This window comes from Arthrobacter sp. 05L421, from assembly GCF_056397785.1.
Map to the genome: position 1 here is coordinate 39,884 of NZ_JBFTOC010000008.1, position 20,721 is coordinate 60,604.

A 20,721-nucleotide genomic window follows, 5' to 3' on the forward strand; every position below is an offset into this window, starting at 1 on the left:
AGTCCGGGATCATGTTGCAGAATGAGGCATGCAGACTTCCCGCAACCTCTCCGGCGGCCGGCCGCGCATCGGCGTTCCCGTCCGCCTCAGCAGCTCCGCCGATCCCGACCCGCGCGTGGCGGAAGCCAACGGATTGTTCGAGTGCATCGTGGAGCTGCTGCGTGAAGGCGGCGGCGAACCGGTGCTGCTCACCGCTGCGGGGCCCGACGACGGCGGCCTCGCCGCGGCGCTGGCGTCCCTTGACGGCGTCGTTCTTCCCGGCGGCGGCGACCTCGACCCCGGCCTCTACGGCGAGGCACAAACCGATCTCTGCTACGACGTCAACCAGGCCCAGGACGCGTTGGATCTCGCCGTGGCACGTCTTGCGATCGACGCCGGGCTGCCCGTGCTCGGCATTTGCCGCGGGCATCAGCTGCTCAACGTGCTCTACGGCGGGACGCTGATCCAGGACATGGCGCCGGGGGCAGTGGTGCACCACGAGCCCGCGCCGGTGCACGGGTGCGGCCCGTGGGCCTGGCACGAGGTAGTGGTCGAGGCCGGCTCCAAGGTGGCCGCCCTGTACGGGGGCGGGTCCGGTGCCGTGAGCGTGAAGATCGCCTCCGGCCACCATCAGGCCGTGGCCCGGGTGGCAGGAAAGTTGCAGGTGACGGCGGTGGCCGAGGACGGGACGGTCGAGGCGCTGGAGGATCCGGAGCGCTGGGTGGCCTCGGTCCAGTGGCACCCCGAGGCACTGGAGCTCCCGGCCGGGGAACGGCTCGAGCCGTTCCGGGCGTTCGTGGACGTGTGCCGCACCCGGGATTGAGGGCAGATAACGGGAAACCCCGGGGCCTGGGGCCCCGGGGTTTCCGTTTCACTGCGCTTGATCCCGGGCATGCGATCCCGAGGCTCCGGTCAGCTGGCGGTCGGCCGCAGCAGCTCACCGGGGGCGGCGCTCACCGGGCGGCGCTCACCGGGCGACGCTCAGGGCCACGCGGACCGGGACACCGGTGGCCAGCGACTCCTGCGCGGCATCAGCCACCCGGGACGCCGCCACGGCGTCTTCCGGGGTGCAGGGGTTCTCCCGACGGCCAAGGATCAGCTCGACGAAGGCAGCCATCTCGGACCGGTACGCCGGCTCGAACCGCTCGGCAAAGGTCAGGTGCGGTTTCCCGGTGGGGAACGCGATCCCCGCTTCGGCGGAGGCGAGAGCGGCCTTGTCGTCCAGACCCACCATCAGCGAACTCCGGGAGCCCTGGATTTCCAGCCGGACGTCGTGGCCCGCCCCGTTGTAGCGGGTGGCAGACACCGTTCCAACGGTGCCGTCGTCGAACGTCACCAGCGCGAGGGCCGTGTCCACATCGCCAGCCTCGCCAATGGCCGGATCCCCGTTGTTGGAGCCCTTGGCGTAGACCTCGACGATTTCGCGGCCCGTCAGCCAGCGCAGGATGTCGAAATCGTGGACCGAGCAGTCCCGGAACAGCCCGCCTGAACTGGCCAGGAACTCGACCGGTGGCGGCGTCATGTCGCAGGTGACCGCGCGCAGGGAATGGATCCAGCCCAGCTCACCGGCCTGGTAGGCGCGGCGGGCCTCCAGATAGCCGGCGTCGAACCGGCGCTGATGCCCGATCTGCACCACGCCCTGCCGGTCCCGGATGTAGTCGAGCACTGGCAGGGCATCGGCCACGTTCAGGGCCACGGGCTTCTCGCAAAAGACCGGGATCCCGGCGTCCACACCCGCCTTGATGAGCTCGGGGTGGGTTCCCGTTCCGGTGGCGATGACGAGGCCGTCCGGCCCGGAGCCAAGGAGAGCCTGGGCCGACGGCAGGAATTCGGCGCCGAGACCGGAGGCCACCGTCCGGGCATGCTCTTCGGCGACGTCGGTGAGCCGGAGCCGGACGTTGATGCCCTGCGGGTTCAGGACCTCGTTGAGGGCGGCGATGTTGTTGGCGTGCATGACGCCGATTCGCCCGACCCCGACGAGTCCGAGCACGACGTCCTTCGTGCGGCTGCCTTTGCGGTCACGGTGAACGCTGAACGGAAGGCCTCCAGGGCCGCATAACTGTCGCCACTGGCCCACGCTTCCATGCCCACGGTTCCTTCATAGCCTGCGTCCACGAGCGCCCTGGCGACGGCCGCGTAGTTGATTTCCCCGGTGCCGGGTTCACAGCGGCCGGGAACGTCGGCCACCTGGATTTCGCCAAGGTACGGCAGGGCGCTCCGGACGAGCTCCACCAGGTTCCCTTCCCCCATCTGGGCGTGGTACAGATCCAGCATGAGCCTGGCGTTAGGGTGCCCGGCGGCCTGCACGAGCGCCAGCGTGTCCTTGGCACGGGCCAGCGGGATGCCGGGGTGGTCCCGGATGGTGTTGAGGTTTTCGAGGCAGAACGTCACGCCGTACTTTTCACCGAGCTGCCCGAGCCGTTCCAGGGTCCGGGCGCCGGTGGCCCACATGTGGCCGCTGGACCGGTAGACCGGCCTGGCCGCGCGGCCGTCGACGAGTTCCGCCGGGTGGACCACCAGCCGGCTGACGCCAAGCTCCCGGGCGGTTGGAATCAGGGACTCGGCAGTCCGGACCACGTCGTCCGCCGTATCCGGATCCACCAGGCTGCCGGAGGTGTATCCGGTCATGGAGGAAAACACCGCGCCGGTGGCCTTGAGCGCGCCGATGTCTTTGGACCGCGAGTCCCAGAGTTCGACGTCGAAGCCGGCGTCGTGGAGCCGGCGCACACGCTCCGTGAACGGCAGGTCGGTGAAGACCATTTCAGCGCAAACGGCGAGCCGCATCAGAGGACCGCCTTCTCGTTGACAGCCACCGGCGTGCCCTGCTTGACCGACTCGATGCAGGCCAGCGCCATGGCCAGCGCGCGCCGGGCGTCAGAGGCTCCCGGGGTGAGGCTGAAGGGCTTCGGCGCCGGCTCAGTCTTCGATTCGGACTCTGTTCCGTCACGCCGGCCGTCCCGCTGGGCGCGCACGGCGTCCGCGAAGTCCACGAGCTCGTCAGTGTAGGCCTGCCGGAAGAGCTCGACGTTCAGCCGTGGCGTGTCGGCAGACATCCCCTCGGCGGTGAACCGGCGGGCGGTGGTTTCGGTGGCGCGGCCGGCCTGGACCATGCCCTTGGAGCCGAAGACCTCCCCGCGGATGTCGTAGCCGTACAGCGCGCTGAAGTTTGCCTCGGCGACGGCGATCGCGCCGTTGCTGTAGCGGATGGTCACGACGGCGGTGTCCAGGAACCCCTTCTCGCGCAGGTCCGGTTCCACGAGCGCGTCAGCGACGGCGTACACCTCGACGGGCTCGGCGCCCTCGTTGAACCAGTTCAGGGTGTCGAAGTCGTGGATCAGGGTCTCCAGGAAGATGGTCCACGCCGGGATCCTTGCGGCGTGGCCTATGCTTCCGGTGCCCGGGTCCCGGGTCAGGGAACGCAGCAGTTGCGGCTCCCCCGCGATTCCGGCGGCAAGGTCCTTCTTGGCTGCTTGGAAGTCCGCGGCGTACCGGCGGTTGAAGCCGATCTGGAAGTGCACCCCGGCAGCGTCGACGGCGGCCAGGGCCGCGTCGAGCTCCTCGAGTCCCAGCCCTGAGGGCTTCTCGCAGAAGACGTGCTTCCCGGCGGCTGCGGCCTGGCCGATCAGGGAGGAGTGGAAACGCGCCGGGCTGGCGATGACGACGGCGTCAATCTCCGGGTCGGCCAGGAGATCGGCGGCGTCGGCGGTCACCTTCGCGGCGCCCAGGGCACCTGCCAGCGCCCCGGCGGATTCAAGGTTGGGATCGGCGATGGCGGCAAGGACGGCGCCGGGGACACGGCGGGCGATGCTCTCGGCGTGGAAGGCGCCCATCCAGCCGGAGCCGATGAGCCCGATCCGCACTGGCTGGGCGGCGTCGGACGCGTTGCGGTTGAGGTAAGCCAAAGGCTTGTCCTTTCAGGTTTGGGACGGCAGTTATTCGTAGGTCTTGCCGGTCGTCTGGGACACGTCGGCGACGTCGCCCTGGACTTCCTTGACGATGTCGCCGTGGCCGCCGAGTTGTTCGAGTTCGTGGGCGAGTTCGGCGAGTTCGGCGCCGCCGGCCATTTGGGCGGTGAGTTCGTCGAGGGTGATGTCTTTCTTGTCGTAGTAGCCGATCGATTTGCCGCGTTTGAGCAGCAGGAAGCGGTCCCCGACGGGGAAGGCGTGGTGCGGGTTGTGGGTGATGAAGATGACGCCGAGGCCGCGGTCGCGGGCCTGCAGGATGTAGCGCAGCACCACGCCGGACTGCTTCACGCCCAGGGCCGCGGTGGGCTCGTCCAGGATCAGGACCTTCGCGCCGAAGTACACGGCCCGGGCGATCGCGACGCACTGGCGTTCACCGCCGGAGAGCTGGCCGATGGGCTGCTCCACATCGCGCAGGTCGATGCCCATCGCGGCGAGTTCCTTGAGCGTGATGTCCTTCATCTTCTCGACATCCATGCTCTTGAACGGGCCAAAGCCGGAGGTCAGTTCGGAGCCGAGGAAGAAGTTCCGCCAGATCGGCATCAGCGGCACCACCGCGAGGTCCTGGTAGACGGTGGCGATCCCGACGTCCAGGGCGTCCCGGGGCGAGGCGAATTTCCGGTCCTCGCCCATCACCTTCAGCACCCCGGCGTCGTGCTGATGCAGACCGGCGATGATCTTGATCAGCGTGGATTTGCCGGCGCCGTTATCGCCCAGCACGCACGTGACGCGGCCGTTGTCCACGGCCATCGTGACGTCGGACAGGGCGATGATATTGCCGTAGTGCTTGGCGACCCCGTCGAGGGAGAGCAGGTGCACGGGGGTGTGGGTGAGGGGGTCCTGTTCGTTCTGCAGCAGGGTCTGCTGGTCGATCTCTTTGGCATTCATGGTTCTCTCCGGCCCTTACTTGAGTTCCGCGCGGCGCTTGACGATGAGGTTGACGATGGTGGCCAGCAGCAGCATCAGGCCCAGGAAGAACTTGAACCAGTCCGGGTTCCACTGCGCGTAGACGATGCCCTTGTTGGCCATACCGAAGATGAACGCGCCGATCGCGCCGCCGATTGCCGAGCCGTAGCCGCCGGTGAGGAGGCAGCCGCCGATCACCGCGGCGATGATGTAGAGGAACTCGTTGCCCACGCCCTCGCCGGACTGCACGGTGTCGAAGGCGAAGAGGTTGTGCATGCCCAGGATCCAGGCGCAGAAGCCCACGGCCATGAACAACCCGATCTTGGTGGCCTTGACCGGCACGCCCACGGCGCGGGCCGCGTTCGCGTCCCCGCCGACGGCGAAGATCCAGTTCCCCACCCGGGTCCGCATCAGCACCCAGGTGGCCACCGCGACCAGCGCGAACCAGATGAACACCGTGATTTTGACCTCGACCCCGCCGATGTTCACGGAGGACGCGAAGACCGCCCGGGCCGAGTCGAAGCCGTCCATGTTGGCGATCGAGGGTGAGGAGACCGAGCCGCCGATCAGCCGGGTCAGGCCCAGGTTCAGGCCGGTCAGCATCAGGAACGTGGCCAGGGTGACGATGAAGGACGGCAGCTTGGTCTTGATCAGGATCCAGCCGTTGATGAAGCCGATGGACAGGGAGACCACCAGGGCCAGGCCGACGCCGACCCAGACGTTCGTGCTGAAGTTCCAGCTGAACAGCGACGCCGTCAGCGCCGAGGTGATCACCGCGACGCCGGTGGAAAGGTCGAACTCCCCGCCGATCATCAGCAAGGACACCCCCACCGCCATGATCCCGATCGTGGAGGAACCGTACAGGATGGTGGCCAGGGCACCGGGCTGGGTAAACGTCGGGGACACCAACGCGAAGAAGATGAAGAGGACGATCGCGCCCACCAGGGCACCGACCTCGGGACGTCCGAGAAGTTTCTGGAACGGACTGCGCTTGGCGACGCGCTCATCGGGCGCCGCTGACTCTGTCTTGGTCTGGGTGACGGTCATGAGAATTCTCCTTGCTGCCGGGCCGGCATACACCGGCCCGGCCAGCGGGCTTTTAGCGGATACCCTGCTGGGCGAACTTCAGGACATCGGCCGCATTTGATTTGTCGACGATCGCGGGACCGGTCAGGACAGGCTGGCCGCCGCCGATGCTGAAGCCGCCGCGCTTTTTCTGCCACAGCGCGTCAATAGCGCCGTAGCCTTGCAGCCACGGCTGCTGATCCACGGTGAACAGAACTGCACCATCCACGATCTTCTGGGCGAGTTCTGCGTTCAGGTCGAAACTGGCAACCTTGGCAGAGCTGCCGGCGTCAGCGACCGACTTGAGGAGAGTCAGGGTGATGGGTGCGCCGAGGCCGATGATGACGTCGGCGTCCTTGGACGCCTGGAGCTTGGCCGTGGCGGTGGACTGAACGGAGGTCATGTCCTTGCCGTCGACGTAAAGGATCTCCGTTCCGGGCACCTTCGCCTTGACGCCGGCGCACCGGGCTTCAAGTCCGACGTGGCCCTGCTCCTGAATCACGCAGACCGGGTGCTTGAAGTTCTCCGCCGCGAGCCGGGTGCCGACCGCCTCACCGGCGAGCTTTTCGTTCGAGCCGAAGTGCGTGAACGCCCCCAGCTGCGCAGAGACATCCTCGCCGGCGTTGAGGCTCACAATCGGGATTCCGGCGTCGGTGGCCTTCTTCAGGGCGTCTTTGAGGGCTTCGGGCTTGGCGAGCGTGACCGCGATGCCGTCGACTTTCTGGTCGACAGCCTGCTGGATGAGTTGGGCCTGGCGCCCGGCTTCCGGATCGGACGTGTAGAGGAGCTCAACGTTGTCCTTGGCCGATGCCTCCTCGGCGCCCTTACGAACAATGTCCCAGAACGTGTCGCCCGCTGCGGCGTGGGTAATTAAGGCGATCTTAATCCGTGGCGTCGAGGCAACCTGGCCGCCACCGGCTGCATTTCCTGTGTCAGCGGGCTTGCCACCGGTGCTGGAACACGCGCTCAGGGCCAGCATGGGTACAACGGCCGCCACGAGGGTCGCTTTCCGCCACGAGAACTTGGTCACGATCAATCTCCTTCGATTCCGGGCCACGCCGGCCGCTTCATCGCGTCGGTCTGTGAGCCATCTACCACCGATCATGGTGACTCCAATCACAGTTGTCAATAGTTTGTCCTGACATTAGGATGTTTTGACGTAACGCAACGTGAAGAGATGGCCAAATTTGCGAACCAGAGCGTTCCCGTAGTGCCCGCCCAGCCTCTACCCTTCTGGCCCCTCAGGGCGGTCCTTGGCTCCCCGCGGCGGCCCTGCTACTATCAGAAAAAGGCAGTATGTCCTATCAAGCGAACATAGCCTGACATACGCAGACCGGCTGGCCCTTCGGCCGCCGCGGAGCACAAGGGAGCACGCCCAGTGGCGAATCAACTAAATCTGCGGATCGACCGCTCTTCCCCGGTGCCCCTGTACCACCAGGTGGTGCAGGGCATCGAGGCCGCGATACACACGGGGCTGCTGGAGCCCGGCAGCCGGCTGGAAAATGAGATCGACCTGGCCGCCCAGCTGAACCTTTCCCGGCCCACCATGCGCAAAGCCATGGATGAGCTGGTCCGCTCCGGCCTCCTGGTCCGCAAGCGCGGAGTCGGCACCCAGGTGGTCTCCAGCCAGGTCCGCCGCCCTCTGGAACTCTCCAGCCTCTACGACGACCTGACCAACAACGGCAGCAAGCCCACCACCGACGTGCTCAGCTTCTCGCACGAGGAGGCGGACGCCGTGACCCGGACGGCGCTGCACCTTCCGGCCGGCGCCAAGGTCTACCACTTCACCAGGCTCCGGAAAGTGGGCGGCAAGCCGCTGGCCCTGATGGAGAACTGGGTGCGGGACGACATCACCGCCATCGATGAGGCAAGCCTGGGCGCGCAGGGCCTCTACGCCATCCTGCGCAACGGCGGCGTGAACTTCCGCCTGGCCTCGCAGCGGATCGGCGCCATGATCGCCAACGACTACCAGGCGCCGCTGCTTGAGACCACGCCCGGCTCCGCCCTGGTCACCATGGAGCGGACCGCCGTGGACGACACCGGGCGCAATGTGGAAACCGGCCACCACGTCTACCGGGCGGATTCCTACAGCTTCGAAATGACACTGGTCCAAAGGTAAGAGTTCAGAGATAAGAGCTCAACGGTCGGCGCCGAACGGTAGGGCGTCGAGTCAGGCGCCAGCTCCGAACGCCACCGCCTCCAACCCCGCACACACACGCGCCCTCCTCCGGCGCGACAACGAAAGGGCAACTTCCATGGCCACCTGGGTCTATCCGCTCGGCACCGCCGCCGAAGGCAAGTGGGACATTTCGATCGGGACGTCAGATTCGGGACTGGAGGTGGACGGCTGGGCACACACCGGGCTGAAGGTCGCCACACTGGCGCCCGGCGGCGCCGTCGGACTGGACGCCGCGGCGGAAGAACGCATCGTGATCCCGCTGGGCGGCTCCTTCGTGGCCACCGTGGACGGCCAGGACTACGCTCTGGCCGGCCGGGACAGCGTCTTCAGCGGCCCCAGCGATGTGTTCTACACCGGAGCCGGCAAGGCAGTAGCCATCACTTCGCCCGACGGCGGACGGGTGGCGGTGGCCACCGCGCCGGCCAAAGCCTCCTACCCGACCCGCCTCATCACCGCCGCCGAGACGCCGGTGGAACTGCGCGGAGCGGGCAACTGCTCCCGCCAGGTCCACAACTTCGGCACCCCCGCCGCGCTGGAGGCGGACCGTTTCATCGTCTGCGAGGTCCTCACCCCGGCCGGAAACTGGTCCTCCTATCCCCCGCACAAGCACGACGAGGAGAAGGACGGCGAGACCAATCTTGAGGAGATCTACTACTTCGAAACCCGGGTGACGCCCGGAGCACCGCAGCGCCCCGGCGCCGACGACGCCATCGGCTACCAGCGCGTCTACGCCTCCGACGACCGGCCCATCGACGTTGCGGCCGAGGTCCGGACCGGCGACGTGGTCCTGGTGCCGTACGGCTGGCACGGGCCGGCCATGGCCGCCCCCGGCTACGACCTGTATTACCTCAACGTCATGGCCGGTCCGGGCCCGGTCCGGGCGTGGCTCATCAGCGATGATCCGCACCATGGCTGGATCCGCCAGACCTGGGAGGGCCAGAACCCGGACCCGCGGCTGCCGTTTGGCCGCTAGGCCGCGAGTTCGCTGGGCCGGCTGCCGCTGCGCCCGCTGGGCCTGCCGCAGGTCTGCTGGGCCGTACAGGCACGGACGGTTAGCCGTTAAACGTGGCCGGGTCTGGTCCGGTGCGCCCGTTCCGCTCAAGGACATTCACGGCGGCCAGTTCGGCCTCGGTCAAGTCAAAGTCGAACACCTCCAGGTTTTCCCGGATCCTGGCCGGTGTCACTGATTTCGGGATGACGATCCTTCCCTGCTGCAGGTGCCAGCGCAGAATGATTTGCGCCGGGGTTCTGCCGTGCCGGGCGGCGATCTCCCTGATGGCCGGATCTGCCAGCAGGGCACCCTGGGCCAGCGGGCTCCAGGCCTCCGTCGCAATGCCTTGCGCCGCGTTGAACACCGTCACGTCGTGCTGCTGCAGGGCCGGGTGCAGCTCCACCTGGTTGATGGCCGGCACCGTTCCGCCCAGGTCGATGAGCCGCTGCAGGTGCCCCGGCTCGAAATTGGAGACGCCGATGGCCCTGACCCGGCCGTCGGCAAGGAGTTTCTCAAGGGCCAGCCAGGAGTCGGCATACCGGTCCGACGCCGGCGCGGGCCAGTGGATCAGGTAAAGATCCAGGTAGTCGAGACCCAGCTTGGCCAGGCTCGCGTCGAAGGCGGCAAGGGCCGGCTCGTAGCCGAGGTCGTCGATCCAGAGCTTGGACGTGATGAAAAGGTCCTCCCGGGCGATGCCGGATTCGGCGAGCGCGCGGCCAGTTCCGGTTTCGTTTCCGTAGATGGCAGCTGTGTCGATGCTCCGGTAGCCGGCCGCGAGCGCCGCGGCTACGGCCTCGGTGGTCTCGGCGTCGGGAATTTGAAAGACGCCGAAGCCCAACTGTGGCATCCGCACCCCGTTGTTGAGGACGATATTCGGGATTGAGTTCATGGTGTTTCCTGGTGTTGTTGTTGTAGTCGGCCGGTCAGCGGGCAACGGCTGCCGCCTCGGTGACGGGAAGGTCTGTGCTGGTTTCCGCCACGGCAACGGCGGGAACGGCGGGAACAGTTGATCCGCCGGTTCCCGGCAGGTCGGCGTCGTGCTTCTTTGCAGCGGCTGCCGCGAACGCCATCACCGCCAGGCCCAGCAGGGTGATTCCGGCGCCGGCCCAGATGGGCGAGGTGTAGCCGAGGCCGGCGGTGATGGTGACGCCGCCCATCCAGGCACCCAGGGCATTGCCGACGTTGAAGGCGCCGATGTTGGCGCCGGAGGCCAGGGTGGGGGCGCTGCTGGCGTACTTCATGACGCGCATCTGCAACCCCGGAACCGTGGCGAAGCCGAACCCGCCCAGCAACACCATGGAGGCGATGGTCACCGGCTGGTTGCCGGCGGTCAGGGCGAAGACCACGAGCACCACCACCAGGATGGCGAGCACTACCACGAGGGTGCGGTCCACATTCTTGTCGGCCGCCTTGCCGCCCACGGTGTTGCCGATGAAGAGCCCGAGGCCGAAGAGGATCAGCAGCCACGGGACCGTGGTGGCGGAGAAGCCTGTGACCTCGGTAAGGGTGAAGGCAATGTAGGTGAAGGCGCCGAACATGCCGCCGTAGCCGAGGATGGTGACAAGGATGGAGAGCCAGACCTGCCCGGACCGGAAGGCCCGGAGCTCGCCGCGCAGGCCGCCCGAATTTGCGGCAGAACCAGGGGCAGAACCAGCTGCGATCTCGCCTGCTCCCGTTTTCGGCACCAGGGCGAGAATGCCGGCCAGTGCCAGGACGCCAATGACCGTGATCGCCCAGAACGTGGAGCGCCAGCCCGCGGCCTGTCCCAGCATGGTGCCGAACGGGACACCGAGCACGTTCGCGGCGGTCAGGCCGGTGAACATGATGGCAATCGCGCCGGCCTTCTTGGTGGGCGCCACCATGCTGGCGGCCACCACCGCGCCGATGCCGAAGAACGCGCCGTGGGCCAGCGCGGCAATGATGCGGCCGGTCATCATCATCGAATAATCGGGCGCGAGCGCCGAGACGAGGTTGCCCGCGATGAAGAGCACCATCAGCACGGCCAGCACCGGCTTGCGTTCGAAGCGCGTCACGGCCGCCGTGAGGCCCAGCGCCCCGACCACGACGGCGAGCGCGTAGCCGGAGATGAGCCAGCCCGCGGTGGCCTCGGTGACGTGGAAGTCTGCGGCCACTTGCGGCAGCAGGCCCATGATGACGAACTCGGTGAGTCCGATGCCGAACCCGCCGAGGGCGAGGGCTATCAGGCCAACAGGCATGGAGGTGCTCCTTACAAAGCTGTACGGAAAGAGATATGGCGCGTAGGCTAGTAGTTGCAGACGCGTTATTTATTGTTGCACAAGCAGATATAGCGCGCAAGCAACTATTATTTGATGTGTCCTGCAGCACCCCCGCCGGGCACGCGAGTTGAAGGGAAACACCTGATGGGCATCAAGGACGACGCCGTCGAGGTCCGCGCGCAAGGCTGGCGGACCCTGGCGGCCCTGCACGGGCTGATCGAGTCCGAGCTGGAGCGGTCCCTGCAGGGCGAGGCGCAGCTCTCCGTGGTGGAGTACACCGTGCTGGACGCGCTGAGCCGGCAGGACGGCTGGCACATGCGGATGCAGCAGCTGGCCCGCGCCACCGCGTTGAGCGCGAGCGCCACCACGCGCCTGGTCAACCGGCTCGAAGACCGCGGCCTCCTGACTCGGATCCTGTGCGCGGATGACCGCCGCGGAATTTACACCGAGCTCACCCCCAGCGGCATCACGCTGCTCGAGCAGAGCAGGCCGGTCCACGACGCCACGCTGGAGCGGGCGCTGGCCGAGGCCCAGGAGGTGCCGGAACTGGCGCCGCTGGTTGACGCCCTCCCCCGCCTGCACGCCCCGGTCTAGCGCGAGAACGCAGCAGCGCCACCATGGTCTAGCGCGCGAAACGCAGAAAAGCCCCGCCCAGCGGCGCCCAACCAGCTGGCACAGTTGGGTAGTGCCGGGGCGGGGCTTTCTTCCGTTCGATCGGAAACGTCAACGGCTCGCCTTCTCGACGCGCTCCTTCATGGTCTCCAGCTGATACCGGGAAACTTCGGCGGCGTTGTCGTCCTCGGCGAAGACGCTGGACACCATCACCGTGTCGTCACGGTCCAGGAAGCCGATCTCCTGCAGGCCGCCGAAGAACTCGTCCCAGTTGACGTCGCCGTCGCCGATCTTCAGGTGCTGGTGCACCCGGACGGGGTTCCCGGGCGGGTTGGTGATGTACCGGAGCCCGTGTGAGGCGTGGTGGTCCATGGTGTCGGCGACGTGGACCAGGCGCAGCTTGTCGCCGGCGGCCCGCATGATCTCCAGCGGCGCGTTCTTCATGTGGAAGCTGTGCGAGGCCACGTAGACCAGGCCCACGTTCTTCGAGTTCAGCCCGCGGATCACCCGGATCGCTGCCAGGCCCTCCTCGACGAAGTCGTCCGGGTGCGGGTCGATCAGCAGGTCGATCCCCTCCCGCTCGATGATGGGGAGCAGTTCCTCCATGGAGCGGTAGAAGGCCCGCTCGGATTCCTCGGCCTTTTCCGGCCGGCCGCTGAACTCGGTGTTCATGGTGCTCACGCCCAGGTCCACCGTGATCTGGATGGCGCGCTTCCAGTAGCGGACAGCGGCCTCCCGTGCGTCCTCATCCGGCCCCGACCAGCGCAGCACCGGCAGCACCGAGGCGATTTCTATGTCCGCGTCCTTGCAGGCCGCCTTGAGCTGGCCCACGAGCTCGTCGTCGGCCTTCGGATGGTTGTAGAACGGGATGAAATCGGCGTGCGGGGTCAGCTGCATGTACTTGTAGCCGAGGTCGGCCACCACGCGCGGAAACTCCAGGAGTCCGTGGCTGTGGTGGAACGGGGTGGGGTCAAGGGCGATTTTCACGTTGAGCACTCCATGGTGGATCTGGCGGGCGTGCAGCCGGCCGGCGCTTCGTTCTTTGCAGGAGAAGCAGGCCGGCCGGCAGGGTTCCTAGCGGTAGAGCGCGGGCTTGGCGTTGAGCTTCACGGCGACCTTTTCGCCGTTCTTCTGCGCCTCGACGCCTGCCTCGCAGCATGCGGCCGTGGCGTAGCCGTCCCAGGCGGTGGGGCCGCCGATCTCATCGCGCAGGGCGGCGTCCACCCAGGACTGGATCTCGACGTCGTACGCTGCACCGAAGCGCTCCTCGAAGCCGGGGGTGACCTCGCCGCCCCAGCGGCCGTTGCTGCGGGTGTAGGGGCCTTTGTCCCCGCCGATGCTGACGATGCCGTCCTCGAAGGAGGCCTGGGTGGCCACCTCGTAGCCGAACTTCGCGTTGACGTAGATCTCGACGTCGGCCAGGACGCCGGACTCGGTCTCGATCAGCACGTGCTGCGGGTCGTGCTGCCCGGCCGGCGCGTTCCGCGTGGCCTTGCCGAGGCGGACCTGGACGGACGTGATTTCCTCGCCGGTGAAGTAGCGGATGGCGTCGAATTCGTGCACCACGGAGTCGTTGATCAGCATCTCGTTGGTGAAGCCCGCCGGGGTGGTGGGGTTCCGGTGCTGGTGGTGCAGCATGAGCAGCTCGCCGAGTTCGGAGTCGCGGATGATCTTGCCCAGGGCGGCGTATTCGGCGTCGAAGCGGCGCATGAAGCCGACCTGGATGCGCTTGTGGCCCAGCTTCTGCTCTGCCTCGACCATCTTCCAGGAGGACTCGGCATCCGGGGTGAGCGGCTTCTCGCACAGGATCGGGATGTCCTGGGCGATTGCCTTGAGCAGGATGTCCTCGTGCAGGAAACCGGGGGTGGCGATCAGTACGGCGTTGACGTCGCCGTTGTTGAGGGCTTCCCCGGCATCTGCGAGGGCGACGGCGCCGGGAATGCCTTCGATGGCGGCCTGCGCCCGGGCGAGGTCGACGTCGACGACGGCGGCGACTTCAGCGCCGTGGATGCGGGTGTTGAGCCGCTGGATGTGGTCTGCGCCCATACGGCCGGCGCCGATGACGGCCACGCGGAGGATCTTTGTCATGGTGGTTTCCTTCGGTTCTAGTTGACGGCCGTGCGGGAGCCGCAGGAGAGCAGGTAATTGCGGGTGCGCTTGGCGATCGGCATCGGGACGTCGAAGGCCACGGGGTACATGTCCTGTTCCACAATGCCAAAGATCGGCCGGTTCAGCGCCTCCACGGCTTCGATGACGGCGCGCAGGTCCGGCAGGCCGTTCGGCGGTTCGGTCATGACGCCGGCCAGGTTGGCGGCGGCCCAGGTCATGTTTTCCGCGTTGACCTTTTTGAGGATGTCCGGGTTGATCTGCTTCAGGTGCAGGTAGCCGATCCGGTCCGGGTAGTTCTTGATCAGGTCGAGACTGGAGGCTCCGCAGTATTCGGCGTGGCCGGTATCCAGGCAGAGGTTGAGGTACTTGGCGTCCGTGGCGGCGAGAAGGGTTTCAATGTCCTTCTGCGCGCCGACGTGGGAATCGGCGTGCGAGTGGAACTGTTGCTTCAGGCCAAAGTCCTCCAGGAGCGTCTTGCCCAGCCGGTTGTGGCCGGCGAAGAGGTCGCTCCAGGCCTTGTCGCTGAGTGTCCCGCTTTCCACGGCTTCCCCGGTGACGTCGTCGCGCCACATCGCCGGGATGACCACCATGTGTTCCCCGCCCATCGCGGCGGTGAGTTCGGCGACCTTGCGGGCCGGTTCCCACGCTGTGTCCCACTGATCCAGGCCGCGGTGGAAGGCGGTGAAAACGGTGCCGGCCGAGATCTTGAGGTCGCGCTGTTTGAGCTCTTCGGCGAGGCGTGCCGGATCGGTGGGGAGGTAGCCGTAGGGGCCCAGTTCGATCCATTTGTAGCCGGATTCGGCCACCTCGTCGAGGAACCGCTCCCACGGTGTCTGCTGGGGGTCATCCGGGAACCAGACACCCCAGGAGTCCGGCGCGGTGCCGATGATCAGCTTGTTCTCAGTCATGTCGATTCCTTCTCATCGGTTGCTCCACAGGTGCCGTTTTGGACGCTCAAAACGACGGTTACGGAGCAGTCGATCGTGGTTGGTCGAGGCGTCAGTTGCGCAGTCAGTTGGACGGGAAGTTGTAGGAGGCGCCGGAGGCGTGGGTCGGTTCGGGCCAGCGGGAGGTGACCACCTTGCCTCGGGTGTAGAAGGAGACGCCTTCGGGGCCGTAGATGTGCTTGTCGCCGAACAGCGAGGCCTTCCAGCCGCCGAAGGAGTGGTAGGCCACGGGCACCGGCAGCGGGACGTTGATGCCGATCATGCCCACGGTGACGGAGCGCTGGAACTTCCGGGCCGCGGCGCCGGAAGAGGTGAAGATCGCGGTGCCGTTGCCGTAAGGGTTGGAGTTGATCAGCGCGATGCCGGCATCGAGGTCCTCCACCCGGACCACGACCAGGACGGGTCCGAAGATTTCCTCGGTGTAGGCGGTCATTTCGGTCTTGACATGGTCAAGGACCGTGGGGCCGACCCAGAAGCCGTCCTCGTGGCCGGGGACCACGAGGTCGCGGCCGTCCACCACCATGGCGGCACCGGCGGTTTCGGCTTCGGTGACGATCTTCACGATCCGTTCCTTGGACGCCGGGGTGATGACGGGTCCCATGTCCGCGTCCGGTTCGGTGCCGTTCTTGACCTTGACGGCCAGGGCGCGCTCTTCGACCTTCTTGACCAGCAGGTCTGCAGCTTCGCCGACGGCGACGGCGACGGAGATGGCCATGCAGCGCTCGCCGGCGGAGCCGAAGGCCGCGGCGGCGAGGTGGTCGGCGGCGTTGTCGAGATCGGCGTCGGGCAGGATGATCGCGTGGTTCTTCGCCCCTCCCAGGGCCTGGACGCGCTTGCCGTGGGCGGTGGCGGTCTCGTGCACGTAGCGGGCGATCGGGGTGGAGCCGACGAAGGAGATGCCGTCCACGTCCGGGTGGGTCAGCAGGCCGTCGACGGTTCCCTTGTCGCCGTGCAGGACCTGGAAGACGCCGTCGGGCAGGCCCGCGTCCTTCCACAGCTTGGCGAGCAGCATGGAGGCGGAGGGGTCGCGTTCGGAGGGCTTGAGGATGAAGGCGTTGCCGGTGGCGATCGCCATCGGGGCCATCCACAGGGGCACCATGACCGGGAAGTTGAACGGGGTGATGCCGGCGACGACGCCGAGCGGCTCGCGGAAGGAGAAGACGTCGATGCCGGTGGAGACCTGGTCCGAGTAGTCGCCCTTGAGCAGCTGCGGGATGCCGCAGGCGAACTCGATGACCTCCAGGCCGCGGCCGATCTCGCCCTTGGCGTCGGAGAGGACCTTGCCGTGCTCGGCGGTGATCAGTTCGGCGAGTTCGTCCACGTGGGAGGCGACGAGCTCACGGAACTTGAACAGCACGGCGGTGCGCTTGGCCAGGGAGATGTCGCCCCAGGAATCGGCGGCGGCGCGGGCGGCGGCGACGGTCGCGTCCAGATCCTCGCGGTTGGCCAGCCGCAGCTCGCCCGAGACAGCGCCGGTGGCGGGGTTGTAGACGGGCTGGGTGCGGGTGCCCACGCCGGCGGTTTCCGCGCCGTTGATGAAGTGCTGGATGGTTTTGGTGCTCTGGGTCTGGGTGGTCTGGTCAGTGGTGGCAGTCATGGGACTCTTCCTTGAGTGATTGAAGTTCGAGGGGGTTCAGCCGAGCAGCTTGCGCTGGCGGGCCTTGTGGTCGGTGTAGGTCTGGAAGGCCTGTTTCGTGGAGTCGAGCTCGGAGACCTGGGAGACCGGAACGTCCCACCACGACTCGGAGCTGGGGGCATCCAGCAGCGGGTCGGATTCGACGTGGATGACGATGGGGCCGCCGCGTTCGGGGGCAGCCTTGGCGTCGCGGATAGCCTGCTCGAGCTCCGCGATGACCTTCTCCCCCGGTTCGATCCGGATCACCTTCACGCCGAGGCTTTCGGCGTTCAGGGCCAGGTCCACCGGAAGCCGGTCGCCGTCGTCGAAGCTGTGGTGCTCCTCGTCCAGGGCCCGGTACTGGGTGCCGAAGCGCTGGGAGCCGAGGGATTCGGAGAGCGAGCCGATCGAGGCGTAGCCGTGGTTCTGGATCAGGACCACGATCAGCTTGATCCGCTCGGCGACGGCGGTGACGAGTTCGGTGTGCATCATCAGGTAGGAGCCGTCGCCCACCATGACCACGACGTCGCGCTGCGCCCCGCCCTTGGCGGCTTCGGCCAGGGCCGCGCGCTTGACGCCGAGGCCGCCCGGGATCTCGTAGCCCATGCAGGAGTAGGCGTATTCGACGTGGTAGCCGAACGGGTCCCGGACGCGCCACATCTTGTGCAGGTCCCCGGGGAGCGAGCCGGCGGCACAGATGACGACGTCCTGGGCGTCCATGGCCCGGTTTGTGGCGCCGATGATCTCGTTCTGCGCCGGCAGCGGCGTGAAGCGGGTGTCGAAGGCTTCGTCCACCGTGGCGTCCCAGCGCTTCTTCTCGTTCGCGATCTGCTGCTCGAGGTCCGCGCCGATGCGGTAGCCGCCGAGGGCCTGGTTCAGCTTCACCAGGGCCTTGCGGGCATCCGCGACGATCGGCAGCGAGGTGCCGTGCTTGTAGGCGTCGATCGCGGCGACGTTGATGTTGATGAACAACACTCTCGGGTTCTGGAACGCCGTCCGGGACGCGGTGGTGAAGTCCTCGTAGCGGGTGCCGATGCCGATGATCAGGTCCGCTTCGGCGGCGAAGGCGTTCGCCGCCGTCGTGCCGGTGGAGCCGATCGCGCCGAGGGAGAACTTGTGGTCCCAAGGCAGGACGCCGACGCCGGCCTGGGTGTTGCCCACCGGGATGCCGGTCAGCTCGGCGAACTTGGCGAGTTCCTCGTTGGCGTAGGCGTAGAGCACGCCGCCGCCGGCGATGATCAGCGGGCGCTTGGCGGCCCGGATCGCGTCGGCGGCGCGGCGGATGTCCTCGTCGTCGGCCTCCGGGCGGCGAATCCGCCATTCGCGTTCGGCAAGGAACTCCTCGGGCACGTCGAAGGCTTCGGCCTGGACGTCCTGCGGCAGCGAGATCGTGACCGCGCCTGTCTCGGCCGGGTCGGTGAGGACGCGGAGTCCGTGGTGGAACGCGGAGAACAGTTGCTCGGGCCTCGAGACGCGGTCGAAGAACTTCGACAGCGGCCGGAAGGCGTCGTTGACGGTGATGTCGTAGGCGTAGGGCTGTTCGAGCTGCTGCAGCACGGGGTCGGCGGCGCGGGTGGCGAATGTGTCGCTCGGCAGCAGCAGGACCGGCAGCCGGTTGGTGGTTGCCAGCGCCGCGCCGGTGAGCAGGTTCGAGGACCCCGGGCCGATCGAGGTGCTGATCGCGAACGTCTGGCGGCGCCGGGTGTGCCGGGCGAAGCCGACCGCCTGGTGGGACTGGGCCTGTTCGTTGCGGCCCTGGTAGTACGGCATGATGGCCGGATCGAGCTGCTGGTACTGCTTTAGCGCCTGGCCGACGCCGGCAACGTTGCCGTGGCCAAAGATGCCGAACGTGCCGGGAATCAGGCGTTCCCGGAAGTCCTGGCCGCCAACCGAATCGACGGTGTACTGCTTGGACAGGTATTCGACGACGGCCTGGGCGACTGTCATTCTGCGTGTTCCTGAGGCAGTGCTGGTTCCCATGGGAAGTTACTCCGATACTTCTTCGGTGCGGGCGGACTCGGTGCGGCCTGACTCGGCGTGCGTGGTTGTGGTGCGGCTGGATTCGGTGCGGGTGGATTTGGTCTGGTGCAGCAGTGAGGCAGCGGTTGCCACGGCTCCGGCGACGTCGCCGTCCTGCGGATAGAGCAGGGTCCGGCCGACGGTGAGGCCCTGGACTCCGGGCAACGCGAGTGCTGCCTGCCAGCTGGAGAACACGTCGTCCTGGCTGCCCTCCGGGTCGCCGCCAAGGAGCACCGTGGGCATGGTGGTGGACGCCATGACACGTTCCATCTCGGCCACCACAGGCAGCTTCATCCAGGTGTAGGCGCTGGTCGCGCCGAGGCCTTCGGCGATGGCCACCGATTTGATGACGGCGTTGGTGGAGAGGTCGTTGCGGGCCTTGCCGTTCTCGCGGACGGAGAGGAACGGTTCCACCATGGCGATCAGCTTGCGTTCGGCGAGGGAGTCGATGGCCCTCGCGGTCGCTTCCAGGGTGGCCACCGTGTCCGGGTCACCGAGGCAGATGCGGGTGAGCATCTTGCCGCCGTCAGCGCCCAGGGCCTTGAGCGCGGCCGCGGTGTGGCCGGTAAAGCGGTCATCGAATTCGTTCACCAGCCCGGCAAGGCCGCCACGGTTCATCGAGCCGAAGAGCAGCTTGCCCTCGAGCGCGCCGAGCAGGAGCAGATCGTCCATGATGTCCGGCGAAGCCAGAACACCATCCACGTCCGGGTTGGCCAGGGCGATCTGCAGGCGGTCCAGGAGCTGGCGGCGGTCCGCCATGGCCACGGGATCGCTGCCAACCGCGAGTGCTCCGCGGGCGGGATGGTCGGCGGCGACGATGAAGTTCTGCCTGCGTGCCCTGACGCCGGGGTGGCGGCGCCGGGCCTTGGCGGCACGGGCGATCGCTTCCGGGTCTTCGAGACGGATGATGCTCAGGTGCTCGTACCGGCGGGGATCATCGCTCACCGAGAGGGTGGCGGCGGCTGGATTGACACTCACAGTGCTGCTCCTTCGGTGGCGTAGGTGCCCGGCACCAGGCGGCCGCGCTCGGCGAGCAGTCCGGTGACTTCCTCGGGAGTCGGCATCGCATCGGCGCAGGACAGGCGGGAGGCGACAAGGGCGCCGGCGGCGTTGGCAAAATCAAGGACCTGGGCCAGCGGCCAGCCGGAGAGCAGTCCGTGGCAGAAGGCGCCGCCGAAGGAGTCGCCGGCGCCGAGGCCGTTGACGGTTTCCACCGGCACCGGGGCGGAGACCACCCGCTCGGTGCGGGTCTTGGCCATGACCCCTTCCGTGCCCAGCTTCACGACGGCAATTTCGACGCCGGCCGCGAGCAGCCGGTCCGCCTGTTCGTCCGGGGTGCCCTCGCCGACGGCGACGGCGCATTCCTTGTCGTTGCCAATCGCGACGGTGACATGCGGCAGGATCTTGGCGACCTGCTCCCGCGCTTCTTCCTCGGAGGCCCAGAACATCGGCCGGTAATCGAGGTCCAGGATGGTGAACTGGCCGGGCTTCAGCTTGGTGCGGGGCCGCGCCTCGTGGGCCGCGAGGTGGGCGGTACGGCTGGGCTCCTGGCACAGGCCGGTGACGGTGGACCAGAAGATTCCGGCGTCCTTAATCGCGTCCAGGTCCAGCTCCTCGGCCTTGATCTGCAGGTCCGGTGCCGTGGGGAAGCGTCCGTAGAAGTAGAGCGGGAAGTCTTCCGGCGGCTTGATCGCGCAGAACGTGACCGCGGTGGGCCATTCCTTGACCGCCGTGACGAAGGAGTCGTCCACATTGAACTTGCGCAGTTCGCGGTGCAGATATTTGCCGAAGGCGTCGTCGCCGGTGCGGGTGATGACGGCGGCGCGCCGGCCGTGGCGGGCAGCGGCCACCGCTACGTTGGACGGGGATCCGCCAAGATACTTTCCGAAGGACGTGACATCCTCCAGATCCACCCCGATGTCGTTCGGGTAGATATCAACACTGATTCGCCCGATCGTGAGCAGTTCGTGGGTCACGGTGATCGTGGACCTTTCTGGTGTGAACTCGGTACCTTTGCGCAGCCTGAGCTTCGGTGCTTAGGGGCCGGCGTGAGCCTGGCCACAACCACTACTTTGCCCTAGAATCCATGTACTGTCAAAG

The 20,721-nt window shown here is 67.2% G+C and carries 19 protein-coding genes; 4 read left to right on the top strand and 15 right to left on the bottom strand.

The genetic code is table 11. From position 1 onward, the window contains the following. Nucleotides 1-28: 28 nt before the first annotated feature. Complete coding sequence (locus tag AC1DKQ_RS11245; protein ID WP_476884979.1) at nt 29-802, top strand: gamma-glutamyl-gamma-aminobutyrate hydrolase family protein; 774 nt, start codon at nt 29-31, stop codon at nt 800-802. Between the two features lie 144 nt (nt 803-946). Here the strand turns inward: AC1DKQ_RS11245 and AC1DKQ_RS11250 are convergent, their stop codons facing one another. From AC1DKQ_RS11250 to AC1DKQ_RS11275, 6 genes are read right to left on the bottom strand one after another with little or no spacing between them, the layout of a single operon-like run. Beyond that, nucleotides 947-1,933, bottom strand: coding sequence for a Gfo/Idh/MocA family protein (locus AC1DKQ_RS11250; RefSeq protein WP_476884980.1), 987 nt, complete (start codon nt 1,931-1,933; stop codon nt 947-949). Further along, nucleotides 1,894-2,763, bottom strand: a complete 870-nt coding sequence (locus AC1DKQ_RS11255; protein ID WP_476884981.1) for a TIM barrel protein — start codon at nt 2,761-2,763, stop codon at nt 1,894-1,896. The genes AC1DKQ_RS11250 and AC1DKQ_RS11255 overlap by 40 nt, the downstream gene beginning before the upstream one ends. Continuing rightward, complete coding sequence (locus tag AC1DKQ_RS11260; protein WP_476884982.1) at nt 2,763-3,881, bottom strand: Gfo/Idh/MocA family oxidoreductase; 1,119 nt, start codon at nt 3,879-3,881, stop codon at nt 2,763-2,765. Before AC1DKQ_RS11260 ends, AC1DKQ_RS11255 begins: the two co-directional genes overlap by 1 nt. Nucleotides 3,882-3,911: 30 nt before the next feature. Next, on the bottom strand, nt 3,912-4,829 hold the full coding sequence (locus AC1DKQ_RS11265) for an ATP-binding cassette domain-containing protein (RefSeq protein WP_476884983.1): 918 nt from the start codon (nt 4,827-4,829) through the stop codon (nt 3,912-3,914). Nucleotides 4,830-4,844: 15 nt separating this feature from the next. Then, nucleotides 4,845-5,894, bottom strand: coding sequence for an ABC transporter permease (locus AC1DKQ_RS11270; RefSeq protein ID WP_476884984.1), 1,050 nt, complete (start codon nt 5,892-5,894; stop codon nt 4,845-4,847). A gap of 52 nt (nt 5,895-5,946) precedes the next feature. Then, complete coding sequence (locus AC1DKQ_RS11275) at nt 5,947-6,942, bottom strand: substrate-binding domain-containing protein (RefSeq protein ID WP_476884985.1); 996 nt, start codon at nt 6,940-6,942, stop codon at nt 5,947-5,949. 348 nt (nt 6,943-7,290) lie between these two features. Here AC1DKQ_RS11275 and AC1DKQ_RS11280 point away from each other — a divergent pair, with 348 nt between their 5' ends. Both AC1DKQ_RS11280 and iolB read left to right on the top strand, forming a co-directional pair. After that, nucleotides 7,291-8,031, top strand: a complete 741-nt coding sequence (locus AC1DKQ_RS11280) for a GntR family transcriptional regulator (protein ID WP_476884986.1) — start codon at nt 7,291-7,293, stop codon at nt 8,029-8,031. A gap of 136 nt (nt 8,032-8,167) precedes the next feature. Continuing rightward, nucleotides 8,168-9,064, top strand: coding sequence for a 5-deoxy-glucuronate isomerase (gene iolB, locus AC1DKQ_RS11285; protein ID WP_476919033.1), 897 nt, complete (start codon nt 8,168-8,170; stop codon nt 9,062-9,064). A gap of 79 nt (nt 9,065-9,143) precedes the next feature. On the opposite strand, the gene AC1DKQ_RS11290 is transcribed toward iolB, so the two are convergent. Both AC1DKQ_RS11290 and AC1DKQ_RS11295 read right to left on the bottom strand, forming a co-directional pair. Next, entirely contained in the window at nt 9,144-9,971 is an 828-nt protein-coding gene (locus AC1DKQ_RS11290; RefSeq protein ID WP_476919034.1) for an aldo/keto reductase, read from the bottom strand. A 34-nt stretch (nt 9,972-10,005) separates the two neighbouring features. Beyond that, entirely contained in the window at nt 10,006-11,298 is a 1,293-nt protein-coding gene (locus tag AC1DKQ_RS11295) for an MFS transporter (RefSeq protein ID WP_476919035.1), read from the bottom strand. Nucleotides 11,299-11,463: 165 nt separating this feature from the next. On the opposite strand from AC1DKQ_RS11295, the gene AC1DKQ_RS11300 reads away from it, so the two are divergent. Further along, nucleotides 11,464-11,913 carry a MarR family winged helix-turn-helix transcriptional regulator gene (locus AC1DKQ_RS11300; protein WP_476884990.1) on the top strand — a complete coding sequence of 150 codons (450 nt, stop codon included), beginning with the start codon at nt 11,464-11,466 and terminating at the stop codon, nt 11,911-11,913. A 129-nt stretch (nt 11,914-12,042) separates the two neighbouring features. Here AC1DKQ_RS11300 and AC1DKQ_RS11305 read toward each other — a convergent pair whose 3' ends face one another. The 7 genes from AC1DKQ_RS11305 to iolC all read right to left on the bottom strand — a co-directional run bounded on the left by AC1DKQ_RS11305 (nt 12,043) and on the right by iolC (nt 20,597). Then, nucleotides 12,043-12,918 (bottom strand): sugar phosphate isomerase/epimerase family protein, encoded by an 876-nt coding sequence (locus AC1DKQ_RS11305; protein WP_476919036.1) that lies wholly within the window; start codon nt 12,916-12,918, stop codon nt 12,043-12,045. An 87-nt stretch (nt 12,919-13,005) separates the two neighbouring features. Then, nucleotides 13,006-14,019 (bottom strand): Gfo/Idh/MocA family protein, encoded by a 1,014-nt coding sequence (locus AC1DKQ_RS11310; protein WP_476884992.1) that lies wholly within the window; start codon nt 14,017-14,019, stop codon nt 13,006-13,008. A 17-nt stretch (nt 14,020-14,036) separates the two neighbouring features. After that, entirely contained in the window at nt 14,037-14,948 is a 912-nt protein-coding gene (locus AC1DKQ_RS11315) for a sugar phosphate isomerase/epimerase family protein (RefSeq protein ID WP_476919037.1), read from the bottom strand. A gap of 103 nt (nt 14,949-15,051) precedes the next feature. Further along, nucleotides 15,052-16,584, bottom strand: a complete 1,533-nt coding sequence (locus tag AC1DKQ_RS11320; protein WP_476884994.1) for a CoA-acylating methylmalonate-semialdehyde dehydrogenase — start codon at nt 16,582-16,584, stop codon at nt 15,052-15,054. A gap of 36 nt (nt 16,585-16,620) precedes the next feature. Further along, the gene (gene iolD, locus AC1DKQ_RS11325; RefSeq protein ID WP_476884995.1) at nt 16,621-18,549 is read right to left on the bottom strand and encodes a 3D-(3,5/4)-trihydroxycyclohexane-1,2-dione acylhydrolase (decyclizing); all 1,929 of its coding nucleotides are present in this window, start codon (nt 18,547-18,549) and stop codon (nt 16,621-16,623) included. A 39-nt stretch (nt 18,550-18,588) separates the two neighbouring features. After that, nucleotides 18,589-19,599: a Cgl0159 family (beta/alpha)8-fold protein gene (locus AC1DKQ_RS11330; RefSeq protein ID WP_476884996.1), complete on the bottom strand. Its 1,011-nt coding sequence runs from the start codon at nt 19,597-19,599 to the stop codon at nt 18,589-18,591. Further along, nucleotides 19,596-20,597 carry a 5-dehydro-2-deoxygluconokinase gene (gene iolC, locus AC1DKQ_RS11335; protein WP_476884997.1) on the bottom strand — a complete coding sequence of 334 codons (1,002 nt, stop codon included), beginning with the start codon at nt 20,595-20,597 and terminating at the stop codon, nt 19,596-19,598. Before iolC ends, AC1DKQ_RS11330 begins: the two co-directional genes overlap by 4 nt. Nucleotides 20,598-20,721: the final 124 nt, after the last annotated feature.